Source organism: Blattabacterium cuenoti, from assembly GCF_014251735.1.
Lineage (GTDB): Bacteria > Bacteroidota > Bacteroidia > Flavobacteriales > Blattabacteriaceae > Blattabacterium > Blattabacterium cuenoti_C.
This window is the reverse complement of sequence record NZ_CP059197.1, coordinates 222,994-239,414: the sequence shown is the minus strand read 5'-3', so window position 1 is coordinate 239,414 and position 16,421 is coordinate 222,994. Positions and strand designations below refer to the sequence as shown.

General features: G+C 26.8%; 16 protein-coding genes and 1 tRNA gene. 11 read left to right on the top strand and 6 right to left on the bottom strand.

Features of this window, described 5'->3' with window-relative positions; all coding sequences use genetic code 11:
- Window positions 1–20: 20 nt before the first annotated feature.
- Complete coding sequence (locus H0H60_RS01120; RefSeq protein ID WP_185862882.1) at window positions 21–1,829, bottom strand: putative porin; 1,809 nt, start codon at window positions 1,827–1,829, stop codon at window positions 21–23.
- A 217-nt stretch (window positions 1,830–2,046) separates the two neighbouring features.
- Between H0H60_RS01120 and H0H60_RS01115 the strand changes: the two genes are divergently transcribed.
- Genes H0H60_RS01115 through trpA form a run of 7 tightly spaced genes read left to right on the top strand, consistent with a single transcriptional unit; the run spans window position 2,047 to window position 8,423 of the window.
- On the top strand, window positions 2,047–3,453 hold the full coding sequence (locus H0H60_RS01115; protein WP_185862881.1) for an anthranilate synthase component I family protein: 1,407 nt from the start codon (window positions 2,047–2,049) through the stop codon (window positions 3,451–3,453).
- A gap of 15 nt (window positions 3,454–3,468) precedes the next feature.
- Window positions 3,469–4,047, top strand: a complete 579-nt coding sequence (locus H0H60_RS01110; RefSeq protein WP_185862880.1) for an anthranilate synthase component II — start codon at window positions 3,469–3,471, stop codon at window positions 4,045–4,047.
- 2 nt (window positions 4,048–4,049) lie between these two features.
- Window positions 4,050–5,036: an anthranilate phosphoribosyltransferase gene (trpD, locus tag H0H60_RS01105; protein WP_185862879.1), complete on the top strand. Its 987-nt coding sequence runs from the start codon at window positions 4,050–4,052 to the stop codon at window positions 5,034–5,036.
- Window positions 5,033–5,848 carry an indole-3-glycerol phosphate synthase TrpC gene (trpC, locus tag H0H60_RS01100; RefSeq protein WP_185862878.1) on the top strand — a complete coding sequence of 272 codons (816 nt, stop codon included), beginning with the start codon at window positions 5,033–5,035 and terminating at the stop codon, window positions 5,846–5,848. Before trpD ends, trpC begins: the two co-directional genes overlap by 4 nt.
- A 25-nt stretch (window positions 5,849–5,873) precedes the next feature.
- Window positions 5,874–6,467, top strand: coding sequence for a phosphoribosylanthranilate isomerase (gene trpF, locus H0H60_RS01095; RefSeq protein WP_238784911.1), 594 nt, complete (start codon window positions 5,874–5,876; stop codon window positions 6,465–6,467).
- Window positions 6,467–7,669 carry a tryptophan synthase subunit beta gene (gene trpB / locus H0H60_RS01090; RefSeq protein ID WP_185862876.1) on the top strand — a complete coding sequence of 401 codons (1,203 nt, stop codon included), beginning with the start codon at window positions 6,467–6,469 and terminating at the stop codon, window positions 7,667–7,669. The genes trpF and trpB overlap by 1 nt, the downstream gene beginning before the upstream one ends.
- Window positions 7,653–8,423, top strand: coding sequence for a tryptophan synthase subunit alpha (gene trpA / locus H0H60_RS01085; RefSeq protein WP_185862875.1), 771 nt, complete (start codon window positions 7,653–7,655; stop codon window positions 8,421–8,423). The genes trpB and trpA overlap by 17 nt, the downstream gene beginning before the upstream one ends.
- Here trpA and H0H60_RS01080 read toward each other — a convergent pair.
- The 4 genes from H0H60_RS01080 to H0H60_RS01065 form a co-directional block, all read right to left on the bottom strand.
- Entirely contained in the window at window positions 8,410–9,078 is a 669-nt protein-coding gene (locus tag H0H60_RS01080) for a YggS family pyridoxal phosphate-dependent enzyme (protein WP_185862874.1), read from the bottom strand. The two genes, trpA and H0H60_RS01080, sit on opposite strands and share 14 nt — an antisense overlap.
- A gap of 11 nt (window positions 9,079–9,089) precedes the next feature.
- On the bottom strand, window positions 9,090–10,154 hold the full coding sequence (serC, locus tag H0H60_RS01075) for a 3-phosphoserine/phosphohydroxythreonine transaminase (RefSeq protein WP_185862873.1): 1,065 nt from the start codon (window positions 10,152–10,154) through the stop codon (window positions 9,090–9,092).
- Between the two features lie 76 nt (window positions 10,155–10,230).
- A complete protein-coding gene (gene tilS, locus H0H60_RS01070) occupies window positions 10,231–11,553 on the bottom strand; it encodes a tRNA lysidine(34) synthetase TilS (protein ID WP_185862872.1) in 1,323 nt (440 codons plus the stop codon).
- A complete protein-coding gene (locus H0H60_RS01065) occupies window positions 11,550–12,065 on the bottom strand; it encodes a shikimate kinase (RefSeq protein WP_185862871.1) in 516 nt (171 codons plus the stop codon). The genes tilS and H0H60_RS01065 overlap by 4 nt, the downstream gene beginning before the upstream one ends.
- Window positions 12,066–12,100: 35 nt before the next feature.
- Here H0H60_RS01065 and H0H60_RS01060 point away from each other — a divergent pair.
- Window positions 12,101–12,173, top strand: a tRNA-Lys gene (locus tag H0H60_RS01060).
- 16 nt (window positions 12,174–12,189) lie between these two features.
- On the opposite strand, the gene H0H60_RS01055 is transcribed toward H0H60_RS01060, so the two are convergent.
- Entirely contained in the window at window positions 12,190–12,954 is a 765-nt protein-coding gene (locus H0H60_RS01055; RefSeq protein ID WP_185862870.1) for an exodeoxyribonuclease III, read from the bottom strand.
- Window positions 12,955–13,139: 185 nt separating this feature from the next.
- On the opposite strand from H0H60_RS01055, the gene hisG reads away from it, so the two are divergent.
- Genes hisG through hisC form a run of 3 tightly spaced genes read left to right on the top strand, consistent with a single transcriptional unit; the run spans window position 13,140 to window position 16,397 of the window.
- Window positions 13,140–13,997 (top strand): ATP phosphoribosyltransferase, encoded by an 858-nt coding sequence (gene hisG, locus H0H60_RS01050; protein WP_185862869.1) that lies wholly within the window; start codon window positions 13,140–13,142, stop codon window positions 13,995–13,997.
- A gap of 12 nt (window positions 13,998–14,009) precedes the next feature.
- The gene (gene hisD, locus H0H60_RS01045; RefSeq protein ID WP_185862868.1) at window positions 14,010–15,302 is read left to right on the top strand and encodes a histidinol dehydrogenase; all 1,293 of its coding nucleotides are present in this window, start codon (window positions 14,010–14,012) and stop codon (window positions 15,300–15,302) included.
- Window positions 15,303–15,311: 9 nt separating this feature from the next.
- A complete protein-coding gene (hisC, locus tag H0H60_RS01040; protein WP_185862867.1) occupies window positions 15,312–16,397 on the top strand; it encodes a histidinol-phosphate transaminase in 1,086 nt (361 codons plus the stop codon).
- The last annotated feature ends 24 nt before the right edge of the window (window positions 16,398–16,421 follow it).

Here is a 16,421-nt window from a genome sequence, read left to right as displayed (position 1 = left end):
TTTTTTGTGTATTAATAGCATTAAGTAAAAAGGTTCCATAACAAACCTATTTTAATAAATAAATTTGATTGTTTAGTTTTTTGATTCTCTTCAGGAAAGCCTATATTTTGTATACTCGCATAAAAGTTAGTTCTAAATAACTTGAAATTCAAGAAATAATCTACAAAAGGACTTCCTCCTATTTTTTTTGGTAAACATTCGTTTTCTAAATAAAAATGAAACAGATCAAATGGATAGGAAAAATCTTGATAAAAAAATTTACTAAAATAATGAATAGAAAATCCAGTTTGGATTAATAATGCTTGATGAAAATAATGATCTTTGTAAAAGATGGTATTTCTTGAAATAAAATTTGGAATGGAAAAAATTAATTGATCCGAATTTTGTTTTTGACATAAAATCATATGGTTAAATTGAAGCTTCCATAGGTGATGAATCACTCCTATTTTCAATATACAGGAAGATATATACTTCCAATAAGATAAAGAATGGTTATTATTATCATTATCCTTTTGATAATGACGGTTTATTTGAGATATTTGAAAAGAACAATCCATATTTTTATAAAATATAGATAAATCTATTGATTTTGTGTTTAATACAATATTATTATTCTGTTTTCTATTATAACAGTTATTATCTTTTTGGAAAAAAAATAAATTGATAAAAGAAGGAAAGATATTCTTGTTGATGTTTAAATTCGTTAAAAAATAAAATTTTGGAAAAAAAATTGTATCCAATTGAATATTTGCTTGCAAATGGTTTCTAGATTTATCCCTATTTTCTATCATCCATTTTCCATTGGAATGAAATTTAAACATGTTGTTAATAAGATAATGGACTTTTGTTTCCATTGTAAATATATTTACATCTCGATCCTCTTTCTTATTAAGAAAAACTTCATAGAATAAATGATTTGAAAATAATTGATAACGGATCTTATCATAAGAAACTCCTATTTCTGTATTTAATTTTTCCTGATTCAAAATTAAAAAACACTCATTTTTTAAATATGATATATTGATCATATTGTTTGGAAATTCTTTTTTCGAAGAAAAATGAGTTTTTAAATATTTTGTGTATTCTATATGGTTTTTCAAAAAAAAAGATTTTCCATTTTCTAATTTAATCCAAGATGAAAAAGGAAAAATTTTTCGAATAAAACTTATATCCATTCTTTGATAAAAGAAATTTTTTTTTTCTTGAAAGTAATTTACATGATTCGTCGTGTTCCAAAACATTTTTTTTGTTTCTCTTTTCCTATAAAAATTTTGAGATAGATAATGTCCCCATAATTTATAATGATCGGGTGAATGATTTTGATCGGTAGTAAATGTGATTAAGAAAAAACTATTATGTTTTTCTATTTGTGGTTTTTTTTGAAAAAAAAGATTTCTATATTCTATAGAATAGTTTGTTCTTTTATTAAGGCTTTGAGTAAAGAACCCACCCAGTATTTTATAAGGAAACTTCATATAAAAAATCTCTGAAAGCGGAGTCTTTACGTCAAAAAATCGAATTTTTTCACGAGATAAAAAAACGTTGGGATTCTTATTATTAAAAGAAGGAATGAAGATATCTTTTTCCTGATATTGAAATGAACCAAAGTTATCTTGTCTAAAAAAATTATGAGAATAATATTTTTCTATAGAAAGAGATGTTATATCTAAATTATTTTTTTGAGGATTTTCTTCGGTCCAGTATTGATAATCTTGAGGAATGGGATGATAAATATTCATAGAAAAATTTTTTGTATCCATAGTTTTTATTTCCTTCGATGAAGAGACATTAAATCCTATAAATAAGAAAGTAAAAATGAATATTTTCATATAATTAATTGTAATTGAATTAGCAATTCTACTACTTATAAATATCCATAGATATGAAAAATTTATTTATCTTTGTGATTAGGTAAATTCGAAAGTAAAAAAATAGATAATCTTCATTTCATTGTCAGTCCTTGAATAAAGGGGGATATATCAACAATATTTCTGAGGCTTGTCTTTATGGCAGCCTTTTTTTCATCATGTCAAAATACTATAAACCATGTTCAAATTTAGTTTTAGAACTATTCAGAAAAAAATTTTGGCTGATAGTACTACACCAATAGAATTATATTTAAAACTAAGAGATCGTTTTCCGAAAACTTTATTATTAGAAACTTCCAATTGTTCTATTAAAAAAAGATATTCTTCCATTCTTTGTATTAATCCAGTTTCGGAATTGATTTTAGATAAAAATGTAGTACGTATATCGTATCCAAATTGTGTTCATAAACATATTTTTATAAATAATAGATTGGATATTCCAGTTTTAATTGATGATTTTTTCCAAAAATTTCAAAGCGAAAACACTTCCATTTATTATTCTGGGTTTTATGGATATATATCTTACGATAGTATTCAATATTTTGAAAATATTCAATTTCATGCTCCTATTAAGGAATCTTATAAATTACCACAAATCCGATTTGGATTTTATGGAAATTTAATAATATTTCATCCATTTTACAATGAAATGTATCTAATAGAACATCAATTTCCTAATATTGAAAATATATCTATAGATCAATTAATTGAATTAGTTAGAAGAAAAAATTTTTCTGTTTTTTCCTTTAAATCTATAGGAAGTCGTTCGTCTAACGTCACAGATCATGAATATCAAAAAATGGTATATAGAGGAATAAAAGCTTGTTTACGTGGAGATGTGTTCCAAATTGTCCTATCTCGTCAATTTCAACAAAAATTTAAAGGAGATGAGTTTAATGTATATCGTGCTTTACGATTTATTAATCCTTCTCCGTATTTGTTTTATTTCGATTATGGAAACTACAAGTTGTTTGGTTCTTCTCCAGAATCTCAATTAGTAATTCATAATCAAATCGCTTATATAAATCCTATAGCAGGAACGATACGAAGATCAGGAGATGAAAATACAGATAAAAGATTATCTGAAGATCTTTTTAAGAATCCTAAAGAGAATGCAGAACATGTTATGTTAGTTGATTTAGCAAGAAATGATTTAAGTAGAAATTCCTCCAATGTAAGAGTAGAATATTTTAAGGAAATACAAGAATTTTCACATGTATTACATATGGTATCCAAGGTATCTGGACAATTAGAAGAAAATATATCCATTATAAAAGTATTTGGGGATTCTTTTCCTGCAGGAACTCTTTCTGGAGCACCTAAATACAAAGCTATGGAATTGATTGATCAGATAGAGAATCAACATAGAGGAGTATATGGTGGAGCTATTGGATTTTTTGGATTGAATAATAATTATATTAATACAGCTATTGTTATTCGTTCTTTTGTCAGTAAAAACAATATTCTTTTTTTTCAAGCTGGAGCAGGTATAGTTTCCGATTCTAAAGAAGAAAAAGAGTTGGAAGAAGTGAATAATAAACTTATGGCCTTATTTATGGCTATAGAATTAGCTAAAAATATATGAATTAAGTTATGATATATGATAAGTAAAATACTAATATTGGATAATTATGATTCTTTTACATACAATCTTGTTCACGCAGTAAAAAAACTTACAAAAAATCCTGTACAAGTATCTAGAAACAATGAAATTAAACTTTCGGATATAGAAAAATATAGCAAAATAATTCTTTCTCCAGGACCTGGGATACCTGATGAGGCACATATTTTAAAACCTTTAGTAAAAACATATGCTTCCACTAAAAGTATTTTTGGAGTTTGTTTAGGTCAGCAAGCTATAGGAGAAGTATTTGGTGCCACTTTACTAAACACTAAAGAAGTTTATCATGGAATGACTAGTTTAATTAAAATTGTCGATCCACAAGAAATTCTTTTTCAAAAAATTCCTAGAGAGATCCAAGTTGGACGTTATCATTCATGGATTATCTCTCCACATAATTTTCCTAAAGATCTTAAGATTACTGCCATTGGAGATAAAGGAGAAATTATGGCTTTACGTCATAGATTTTATGATGTACGTGGAGTTCAATTTCATCCAGAATCTATTTTAACTCCATATGGAGAAAAAATAATAAGTAATTGGTTGAATATGAAATGATTATGACAAGAACACTGAATCATCTATTTTTAGAAAAAATTCTTACAAAAGAAGAAGCTAAAAACATTCTCATAGATCTATCAAAAGGAAAAATAAATCCTATTCAAGCCATAGCCATGGCAACAGTCTATAACATGAGAAAACCTTCTTTGGAAGAAATATTAGGATTTCAGCAAGCTTTGATGGAATTATGTATTCCAGTGAATCTAACAGATTTTCACGCTATTGACATTGTTGGAACAGGTGGAGATGGAAAAAATACTTTCAATATTTCTACTTTAGCATGTTTTATCGTTGCAGGAGCAGGAGAAAAAGTGATCAAACATGGAAATTTTGGTTTTTCCTCTAGAACTGGATCTTCAAATCTTTTAAAAAAGTTAGGTTATCATTTCACGAATAAAGAAGAAGAATTAAGAAAACAATTAGAAGAAGTGGGATTTTGTTATTTACATGCACCTATATTTCATCCGACATTAGACCTCGTGTCTTCTGTAAGGAAAGAACTAGGCATAAGAACTTTTTTCAATATACTTGGACCATTATTGAATCCTGGAAAACCAAAAAATCAATTATTAGGAGTTCACAATCTAGAATTAGCCAGAATGTACTATTATATATATCAAAATACGGATAATAATTACGCGATCGTTCACAGTTTAGATGGTTATGATGAAATTTCACTTACTGGAGATATAAAATGTTATTCCACAAATGGAGAAAAATTTTATTCTGTAGAAGAATTAGGAAAAAAAAAGGTAAATCCTGAGGAATTAAAAGGTGGAAAAGATACGGAAGAAAATACACGAATATTTATTCGAGTATTGTCCGGAGAAGGGAGTGTGGCTCAAAATGAAGTTGTTTTGATCAACGCAACATTTGCCTTGAGTCTTTTAAATAAAGATAGTTTTGAACATAATTATGATAAAGCAAAATATTCTCTGGAAAGTGGAAAAGCAAAAAATATTCTCAAAAAGTTGTTAGATTTATGAATATTCTTGATAAAATTATTTTTGTAAAGCAAAAAGAAGTATCTAAAAATAGAATCTTATATCCCATCCAAAAACTGGAAAATAGTATTTTCTTTAATAGAAAATCTATTTCGTTAGTTAGGAGAATAGAAGAAAGTAGGACTGGGATTATTGCAGAATTTAAGCGTAAGTCTCCTTCTAAAGGAATAATTAATGATACAGTATCCATGGAAAAAGTGGTCAAAGATTATGAAGAAGCTGGCGCTAGTGGAATATCCATTCTTACGGATTTTTCATTTTTTTCTGGAAAAAATGAAAATTTAACAAAAACACGTTCAATTGTTTCTATTCCTTTATTAAGAAAAGATTTTATTATTGATGAATATCAAATTATAGAATCCAAATCTATAGGATCTGATGTTATTTTATTGATAGCAGAAATTCTTTCTAAGAAAAAAATTAAAAATTTGACTTCATTAGCAAAAAGTATTGATTTAGAAGTAATTATAGAAATACATTCTGAAAAAGAAATAGAAAAATTGACAGATAATTCAGATATCATAGGAATTAACAATCGAAATTTGCGAACCTTTATTGTAGATTCCAAGAATTGTTTAAAACTAGTTTCAAAAATTCCTAAAAATTATATGAAAATAGCAGAGAGTGGAATTACGGATATCAAAAGTATTCTGGATTTACGAAAAAATGGATTTCAAGGTTTTTTAATTGGAGAAAATTTCATGAGAGATAAAGATCCTGGAAATAGTTGTAGAAATATGATTAAAGCATTAAAAAATTACGAAAATAAAAATCACATAAATAATGAAATTTAGGCATTTAAAAATAAAAGTATGCGGAATGAAATTTCATGTACAAGAGATATCTGATTTATTTCCAGATTTTTTAGGTTTTATTTATTATCCTAGTTCTCCTAGATTTGTTGGATATGATTTCATGCCTCCAAAATTAAAAAAAGGAATATTGAAAACGGGAGTTTTCGTGAATGAATCAAAATATAATGTATTAAAAATTAGTAAAGAAAAAAAATTGGATTTTGTTCAATTACATGGAAATGAGAGTCCTTTTTATTGTGAATATCTACTAAAAGAAAACTTAAAATTGATAAAAACCTTTAGTATAGAAGATTCTTTTTCCTTCAAAAAAGTCAAGGATTATATATCCCTATGTGATTATTTTTTATTTGATACTAAAACTAGATTCTATGGAGGAAGTGGAAAAAAATTTAGATGGGAAAAATTATATGAATATAATTTTGATATTCCGTTTTTTTTAAGTGGTGGCCTAGGAATGAAGGATTTTGATAAAATTAAAAATTTTTTTCATTCGCATTCTAAAATGTTTGGAATTGATATTAATAGCCAATTTGAAATAGAGCCAGGAAAAAAAAATAATATAGCAGTAAATAGTTTTATGAAAAAAATAAGAGAATAATGAAATACTTAGCCGATAAAAATGGATATTATGACTCATTTGGAGGAGCTTTTATTCCTGAAATGTTACAGGAGCACATAATTGAATTACAAACTCATTATCGTAAAATTATTAAAAGTACAGAATTTCAAAAATCATTTAAAGATATATTAAAGAATTACGTAGGAAGACCTACTCCTTTATTTTTTAGCAAAAGATATTCCGATAAATATGGAGCTAAAATTTATCTTAAAAGAGAAGATTTAAATCATACTGGATCCCATAAAATTAACAATACGGTAGGTCAAACATTATTAGCTAAGACATTAGGCAAAAAAAAAATTATCGCTGAAACAGGTGCAGGACAACATGGAGTAGCAACAGCTACTACTTGTGCTTTAATGAATTTAGAATGTATTATTTTTATGGGAGAAAAAGATATGGAACGTCAATATTCCAATGTCCTTCGAATGAAATCTCTTGGAGCTCAAGTCATTCCGGTTCTTAGTGGAGACAAAACACTTAAAGATGCAGTTAATGAAGCAATTCGTTTTTGGATCAATGATTCAGAATGTTATTATTTAATAGGATCTACAATAGGTCCTCATCCGTATCCTCAAATGGTAGCGGATTTTCAATCAATTATAAGTGAAGAAATAAAAAAACAATTAGAAGAGAAAGAAGGATGTAAATTTCCAAATTATGTTATCGCCTGTATCGGTGGAGGAAGTAACGCAGCCGGATCTTTCTATCATTTTTTAGATCATAATTTTGTAAATCTCATTGCAGTGGAAGCAGCTGGTTTAGGTGTACATACAAAAAAAACAGCTGCTTCTATACATTGCGGAACTAAAGGGATATTACATGGAAGTATGACCATTATTTTACAGGATAAAGATGGTCAAGTTCTTCCTACTTATTCTATATCAGCTGGTTTAGATTATCCAGGAATCGGTCCTATGCATGCAAATCTTTTTTTGAAAAAACGTGTAAATTTTTTATATGCTACAGATGAGGAAGCCTTGCAAGCAGGATATGAATTGATCCGATTAGAAGGGATTATTCCGGCATTGGAAAGTGCTCATGCATTAGCTGCATTAAAAAAAATACCGTTTAAAATGAGCGATATTATTATTGTTAATTTATCGGGAAGGGGAGATAAGGATATTAATGTCTATAATAAGTTTTTTGATAAGTTTTCTAAATATGAACAAACTACATAAGTTTTTTGAATTAAAAAAGAAAAATATATTGTGCATTTATTTCACAGCAGGTTATCCAACCATAAGTAGTACAGAAAAAATAGTAACTACTTTACAGGATCTTCCTGTCGATTTAATTGAAATAGGTATTCCCTATTCGGATCCTTTAGCAGATGGAATTGTCATTCAAAATAGTAATGAAATTTCGTTAAAAAATGGAATGAATGTTTCTTTGTTATTTTCACAAATAAAAAAGATTAAAGATTCTATAAGAACTCCTATTATTCTTATGGGTTATTACAATCAGTTTTATCAATTTGGAGAAGAAAAGTTTTTAAAAGAAAGTCAAGAATCCGGAATATCTGGACTAATTTTTCCAGATTTACCTGTCAATGTTTTCGTAGAAAAATATCAAAAGATGTTTAAAAAACATTTGTTATCTATGATATTTTTGATTACACCAAAAACAGATCCAGATAGAATTTACTTGTTAAGTAAAATTACCGATGGTTTTCTATATTTAGTTTCTTCTAATTCTGTAACTGGAAAACCTATTTTTTTTGGAGAAAAGCAAATTTCCTATTTTAATAGAATACAAGAACTTTCTCCACATGTACCTAAACTAATTGGATTTGGAATACAAGATAAAAAAAGCTTTGATCTTTCATGTCAATATGCAAATGGAGGAATAATAGGAAGTTCTTTCATTCAATCACTAAATAAAAATAGATTGGAATCTAGCATTCGAGAGTATATAAAATCTATTTTTGGGTAGTTAATTCTCTTTTTCCAAAAATAGATGATCCTAACCGAATATATGTGCTCCCATATTCTATAGCTATGGGATAATCATTACTCATTCCCATAGAAAGGATATAATGTTGGTATTTTTTTTGATATTCATCATATAATTTTTTTAAAGAATAAAATTCCTGTCTTATTGTTTGAACACTACCATGAAGAGTAGCCATTCCCATTAATCCAATAATTTTGACATTCTTCATATTATGAAATATAATATTACCCATGATATTATCAGCTTCTTGATTGGTTATGCCTGCTTTATTTTTTTCATTACAAATTTTTATTTGTAATAGACAGTTGATCACACGATTATGTTTTAATGCTTCTTTATTAATTATTTGAATATGTTCCATATTTTGAACACTATGGATGAGATAAATGAAAGGAGCTATGTATTTCAATTTATTTTTCTGAATCACTCCAATCATATGCCAACGAATATCTTTTGGTAATTTTTGATATTTTTGGATCATTTCTTGAACATAGTTTTCTCCAAAATCTCTATGTCCTATTTGATAGAGTTTCTCTATAGAAGAGATATTTTGGTTTTTAGATACAGCTAAAATTTTAATGTTTTTAGGTATGGATTTTTTTATGGAAAAAAATCTATATTCAATGTCTTTCATTTTTTTGATTTTTACGAAAATTTTTTTTCAAATTCTTTCATTATTTCAATTAAAAATTGGACACTTTCTAATGGAAGTGCGTTATATATACTCGCACGATATCCTCCTAAAGATCTATGACCATCTAATCCGACAATATTTTCTTTTTTCCACATGGAATTAAATTCTTTTTCTAGATTTTTTTTCTTTAAAAAGAAGGAAACATTCATATTCGAACGATCTTCTTTATGAATCTTATTTTCAAATAAATTATTGTTATCTATTTCATCATATAATAATTTGGCTTTTTTTTGATTCTCTTTTTCTAAAATTGAAAGACCTCCTTTATTTTCTATCCACTCTAGAGTTAGCATAGAGGTATAAATAGAAAATACATTTGGCGTATTTAAAATCCTGTTATTTTTTATATGAATATTATAATCAAGATAAGAAGGAATGTTTCTTTTAATTTTTCCTAAAATTTCTTTTTTTACTATAACAATAGTCATTCCTGCAGAACTGACATTTTTTTGAGCAGAAGCATAGATTAAACTAAATTGACAAAAATTTAATTTTCTACTAAAAATATCGGAGGACATATCACAAACTATTGGGATAGTAGTATGAGGAAATTTTTTTATTTGTGTACCTACAATGGTATTGTTCGAAGTGCAATGAAAATAATCTACTTCATCTGGAACATGATAAGTTTTTGATATATATGTATAGTCTTTTTTTCTTCCAGAAAAAGGGATTCTTACTTTTCCAAATTTTTCTGCTTCTTTAATTGCATTATAAGCCCATATTCCTGTGTCTAAATAAGCTGCTTCTTTTTTCATTAAATTATACGGGACCATACTAAATTGCAATGTAGCTCCTCCTTGAAGAAATAAAATAGCATAGTCCTCATTTAAATTCATCACACGTTTTACTAAATCAGTAGTTTTTTCCATTATTTCTAAAAAATCTTTACTTCTATGAGATATTTCAAGTAAAGATAATCCACATTGATTATAATCAACGACAGATTGAGCTGATTTTATAATCACTTGTTTTGGTAAAATAGAAGGACCTGCATTGAAATTATGTATTTTCATAAATAGAATAACTAATTCTTTCCAAAATTAAAAAAAATACTAATGGGATTTGCATGAATAAGGTGTAATAAATCAATTATATTTTTACTCCCAATATTCTCTTTGTTTTTTCTGTTACTTTAAATCTATCATCTAAACGATTTCCTATAATCCAAATAATTTTATCATTTCCATTAACTAATAACCAGGTATGTTCCTTTTCAAAAATAGAAAATTTTTTATCTTTATAATATTTGCTTAATTTTTTTTTTCCTTTCATATTTACAGGAAAAAAAAAATCACCTTTTCTCCATGTTCTTAATTGTAAAGGAAATTCAATTTTATCAAAATCGATGAAGGATGCTTCTGTTATATTTTCTTTTTTTGGATCCAAAAAAAATTTTATATGAATAGGCAAAGAAATTTTTCTATAATCTTTTAGATTCGATATAATATATATTTTTTTTGAAATATTTTTATTCTTTACCAAAATCCAAAAATTTCTATTTTTGATCAGCCTATATTTTTTTGAGAATAGTTGTTTTCCAGATTGTGCATAAAGGAGGTTTTTTAAATTTTCTGTATTAGAAAATCCATATGGAAAAAATAATTTAAATAAATAAAAAGATAATGGTTGTAATTCCTTAATTTTTTCGCATTTAATTTTCCAAAAAAATGGATTTTCTTTTTTCTCTAAAGTAATCTTATTGTGAATTTTTGTTACTTCTTTCTCTATAACTAAATTTTCCTTATGGAGATATTTTATACTTTTTTTAAATCCTTTGTAGAAATAATCTGGAAAAGTAGATGTGATTAAACGTATTTTATTTCTTAAATATTTATTTTCTTGATTACTACTATCTAATCTCCAATTTATTTTTCTCATTTTAGCATATTGCAAAATTTCTTCTTTAGTAAAACTATAAAGAGGACGAATAAATTTTCTATTCTCTATAGGAATACCTAATAGCCCTTTGAGTCCTGTCCCTCTCATTATATTGATAAAAAAAGTTTCTACTGAATCACTTAAATGATGTCCCAATGCCATATTCTCATAAGAATGTTTTTTTAATAAATCCTCAAACCAATCATATCTAAGTTTTCTGGCTGCCATTTGTATAGAAAACTTTTTTTTTTTCGAAAAATCAAAAGTGTTAAATCTTTTGACGTGACATAAAATATGTTTTTTCACACAAAAATTCTTCACAAAATTTTCGTCTTCATTAGATTCTTTATCTCTAAGAGTAAAATTACAATGAGCTACTCCTAATGTAAGATTAGGGACAAGAAGTAATAAATTCAGAAGAACCATGCTATCCAATCCACCACTTACAGCTACACAAATTTTTTTCTTTTCTCCTAATGAAAAAGATTTTATAATTTTATCTAAAAAAAAATGATCATATGATAAATTATTCATATATATAAATGTTTTAGAATTTCTTGAACTATTTGACATTTAGATTTTCCAGTAACCTCTATCTTTTTATAAGATTTTTCGTAAAAAAAGATTCTTTTAGATAAATGTTGAATGATAAATTGAAATAATTCTTTCTTGGATAAATGAGCTATTAAAGGTCTAGTTTCTTTTTCTTTGTATAATCTTTTAAATAAAATATAACTCTGAGTTTTCAGATAAAAAGTTTTTGAAAATTTATTTAATAAATCCATATTATTATGATAACAAGGGGTTCCACCACCAACAGACAAAATATATTTTTGATGTGTTTTTAAAAATCTTTTAACCATTAAATGTTCTATTTCTCTGAAATGATTTTCTCCTATTTTTTTAAATATATTATAAATAGAATCCTTTTGCTCCTCTACAAGAATAGCGTCTAAGTCATAGAAATCCAATTTTAATTCTCTAGATAAAATTTTTCCTATAGAAGTTTTTCCACTCCCCATATATCCGATTAGAGTAACTTTCATAAAAATTTATTATAGTATATTTGATAAATTATGAAGACCTGATAGCTCAGCTGGTAGAGCATTACACTTTTAATGTAAGGGTCCTGGGTTCGAATCCCAGTCAGGTCATATTTCCTATTTTTTTTTAATTTATTTCTAATGCAGTTGGACAATGATCTGAATATGCGATTTCAGGTAATAGATAAGCTTTATTCATTTTCTTTTCTAAAGACCTACTAACCATTGCATAATCAATTCTCCAACCTTTATTATTCTTCTTGGCATTAGAATAATAACTCCACCAACTATAATGATTAGCTTCTTTCACATAATTTCTAAAACTATCTATAAATCCTAAATTCAAAAATTTACTCATCCATTTTCTTTCTTCTGGTAAAAAACCGGATATTTTTCTATTTCGTATAGGATCATGGATATCTATTTCATGATGACAAATATTATAATCTCCACAAATGACTAGATGTTTTAATTTTTTTTGAATTTTTTTTATGTGAGAAAAAAAATTATCCATAAAATATAATTTAAAATTTAATCTATTTTTTAGATGTTTTCCAGAAGGAATATAAAGACTTATCACTGATATTTTTTTTAAATCAATACGTATAACTCGACCTTCTGTATCAATAGATTCTATTCCTATTCCATATTCTACGTGATGAGGTTTTTCTTTGCATAAAATGCCTACCCCACTATATCCTTTTCTTTTCGTTGAAGGGGACCAATAATGATAATAACCAAGATGATCAAATAAGTTTGTTTTAATTTGTTCTTTAGATGCCTTTATTTCTTGTAAACATAGAATATCTGGTTTATAAGATTCAATCCAATCGAGTAATCCTTTATTTATTCCAGATCTAATTCCATTAATATTATAACTAACAATTTTCATATAAAAAAAAGATTTTATTAATTAAAAGTAATCATATAAATCATTTTCACAATAATGAATCAATAGAGTTTCAAAAATGTTAAAGAATATTCAAAATAGTTTTTTATATTTGCTGTAATGCATTAAATCTATAAAGATTACTAAAATAAAAAGCTTACTTTTTGTAAGCTTTTATTATTTTTTATATGGATAAACTTAAAATAGCTATTCAAAAATCAGGTCGTCTTTATGAGGACTCCATCAAGTTGCTTAAAGATTGCAGCATTGAGATTAATATTGGTATAGATAAATTAAAGACAACAGCTCTTAATTTCCCGCTGGAAATCCTTTTTCTACGAGATGATGATATTCCTCAATATTTAGAAGATGGAGTAGCGGATATAGGAATTGTAGGAAAAAATGTGCTTTTAGAGAAAAGAAAAAAAATACAAATAAAAGAAACTTTGGGATTTGGAAAATGTCGTCTTTCCATAGCAGTTCCTAAATCTTTGATATACAAAAATATAAATGATTTAAATGGAAAACGTATTGCAACTAGTTATCCTTTTTTAGTTAGAGAATTTTTCGAAAAAAAATATATCAAAGCGGAAATTCACGAAATATCTGGGGCAGTAGAAATTGCTCCTGGAATAGGATTAGCAGATTGTATTTGTGATTTAGTGAGTAGCGGTTCTACACTTTTCATGAATGGATTAAAAGAAGTAGAAACCATCCTTCAATCTGAAGCTGTTCTCGCATCTCATCTTCATTTGGGATCACCACAAAACATCATCATGGATAAACTTCTATTTAGAATACGAGCTGTAAAAAAAGCTAAAAACAACAAATATATTCTTTTAAATGTCCCTAATGAACGATTAGAAAAAATAATATCTTATCTTCCAGGAATTAAAAGTCCAGCTATTCTTCCATTAGCAAATTCAGAATGTAGTTCTGTGCATTCTGTAGTCAATGAAAATGATTTTTGGGGAATTGTAGAAAATTTAAAAGCGCTTGGGGCACAAGATATATTAGTACTTCCAATAGAAAAAATTATACTTTAACAGATACTATTTATGGACATTCAAGTGTACATACATCCTCCATTCAAAACATGGAAATTTATTATAAAAAGATCTATACGAGATGTTTCTAGATTGAGTGATTTTGTCTTACCTATTATAAATAATGTAAAACTATACGGAGATATAGCTCTAAAAAGCTATACAAAAAAATATGATCATGTGAATTTAAAACATATTCAAATTACGGAAGAAGAAATAAATAAATCCAGTAAAAACATTTCAGATTGTTTGAAAAAATCTATTGAAGTAGCATATGAAAATATCCAATCTTTTCATAAACAACAAATACAGAAAGAATCAAAAATAGAAGTTTTTCCAGGAGTTATTTGTTGGAGAAAATCTGTTCCTATAGAAAAAGTCGGTTTGTATATTCCTGGAGGTTCTGCACCTTTATTATCTACTGTATTAATGTTAGGAGTTCCTAGTAAATTAGCTGGTTGCGAAGATATTATTTTATGCACTCCTCCAAATAGAAATGGAGAAATAGATTCATCCATTTTATATACAGCTAAATATATAGGAATCAATCGGATATATAAAATAGGAGGAGCTCAAGCTATTGCAGCTATGGCATATGGAACTGAAAGTGTTCCTTCTGTTTATAAAATATTTGGTCCAGGAAACTCTTATGTTACATTAGCTAAACAAATTGTAGCACAAAAAGGAATAGTATCTATAGATATGCCGGCTGGACCTTCAGAAGTGGTTATTTTAGCAGATCAAACAGCAAATCCAGAGTATGTGGCTTCTGATTTAATTTCTCAATCAGAACATGATCCAGAAAGTTATATTCTTCTAATTACCATAAGTATATCCTGTATGGAAAAAATAAAAAAAGAATTAAAAAAACAATTAACTAGTTTTTCCACTAGACAAAATATTATGAAAAAATCATTGGAAAAAAGCAAAATGATTGTTCTTTCTTCTTTGGAAGAAAGCATTGATTTGATCAATCAAGTGGCTCCAGAACATTTAATCATTAATTGTCATAATGCTTCTTATTGGGGTGGGAAAATAAAAAATGCTGGATCTGTATTTTTGGGTAATTATTCTCCAGTCAGTGTGGGCGATTATGCTTCTGGAACCAATCATGTGCTTCCTACTTATGGTTATGCAAAGTCTTATAGTGGAGTATCTGTAGATAGTTTTATCAAAAAAATAACTTTTCAAAAGATTTCTAAAAAAGGATTACGAGGTTTATCAAAATGTGTTAGTGTTCTATCTTCTACAGAAGGCTTAATAGCACATAAAAAATCTATTGATATTCGATTAAAAAATGAATGAAAATGTATCATGAATAGTAATAATTTTGATTTAAAATCTTTAATTCGGGACAACATTCTGAATGTGGATCCTTATTTATCTGCTAGAGAAGAATACAGCCAAGGAAAGAATTCCATTTTTTTAGATGCAAATGAGAATTCTTTTGGAGCTCCTTTATCTTTTTATAATTCATATAACAGATATCCAGATCCATTACAGAAAGAATTAAAAAGAAGAATATCTGAGGTGAAAAATATTCCTTCATCTAAAATATTTTTGGGAAATGGAAGTGATGAAATTATTGATTTAATTTATCGTATTTTTTCTCGTCCAAAAATAGATCATTCTATTATTTTTCCTCCTACTTATGGAATGTATGAAGTAAGTGGAAAAATTCATGGAGTAGATGTAGTCAAAGTTTTTTTAACTGAGAATGAATATCAATTAAATTTGAAACAAATAGAAAAGACTATTAATCAATACAGCAAAATAATTTTTATTTGTTCTCCGAATAATCCGACTGGAAATGATTTGAAAAAAAAAGATATTCAAAATATTATAAATAAATTTACAGGAATCGTTGTTTTGGATGAAGCTTATATTGATTTTTCAGATCAAGAATCTTTTTCTCTAGAAATAGATCAATATCCTAATTTAATCGTTTTGCAAACGCTTTCTAAATCTTGGGGATTGGCTGGATTAAGAATAGGAATAGCTATTACTTCTGAGAATATTATTCAATGGATGAATAAAATTAAACATCCCTATAATGTCAGTAATATTTCGCAAAAAATAGCTATTCAGGCACTTGATAATAAAGATCTATTTTTTTACTACTTAAAAAGTATCCTTTCAGAAAGGAAATATATGGAGGAGGCATTAAGTAAAATTCCTATTATACAAAAAGTTTATCCTAGTTCCTCCAATTTCTTACTAGTTAAAGTTTCCTTTTCATCAAAAAACCTTTATAGATATTTGATAGAAAAAAATATTGTAGTTAGAGATCGTTCAAAAATCATTTTGTGTAATGAATGTTTAAGAATCACAATAGGAACTCATGAAGAAAATGAATATTTAATAGATCAAATCAAAGAATACTCTGAAAATTGTATTTAAATGTTTCAACATATCAGGATATAA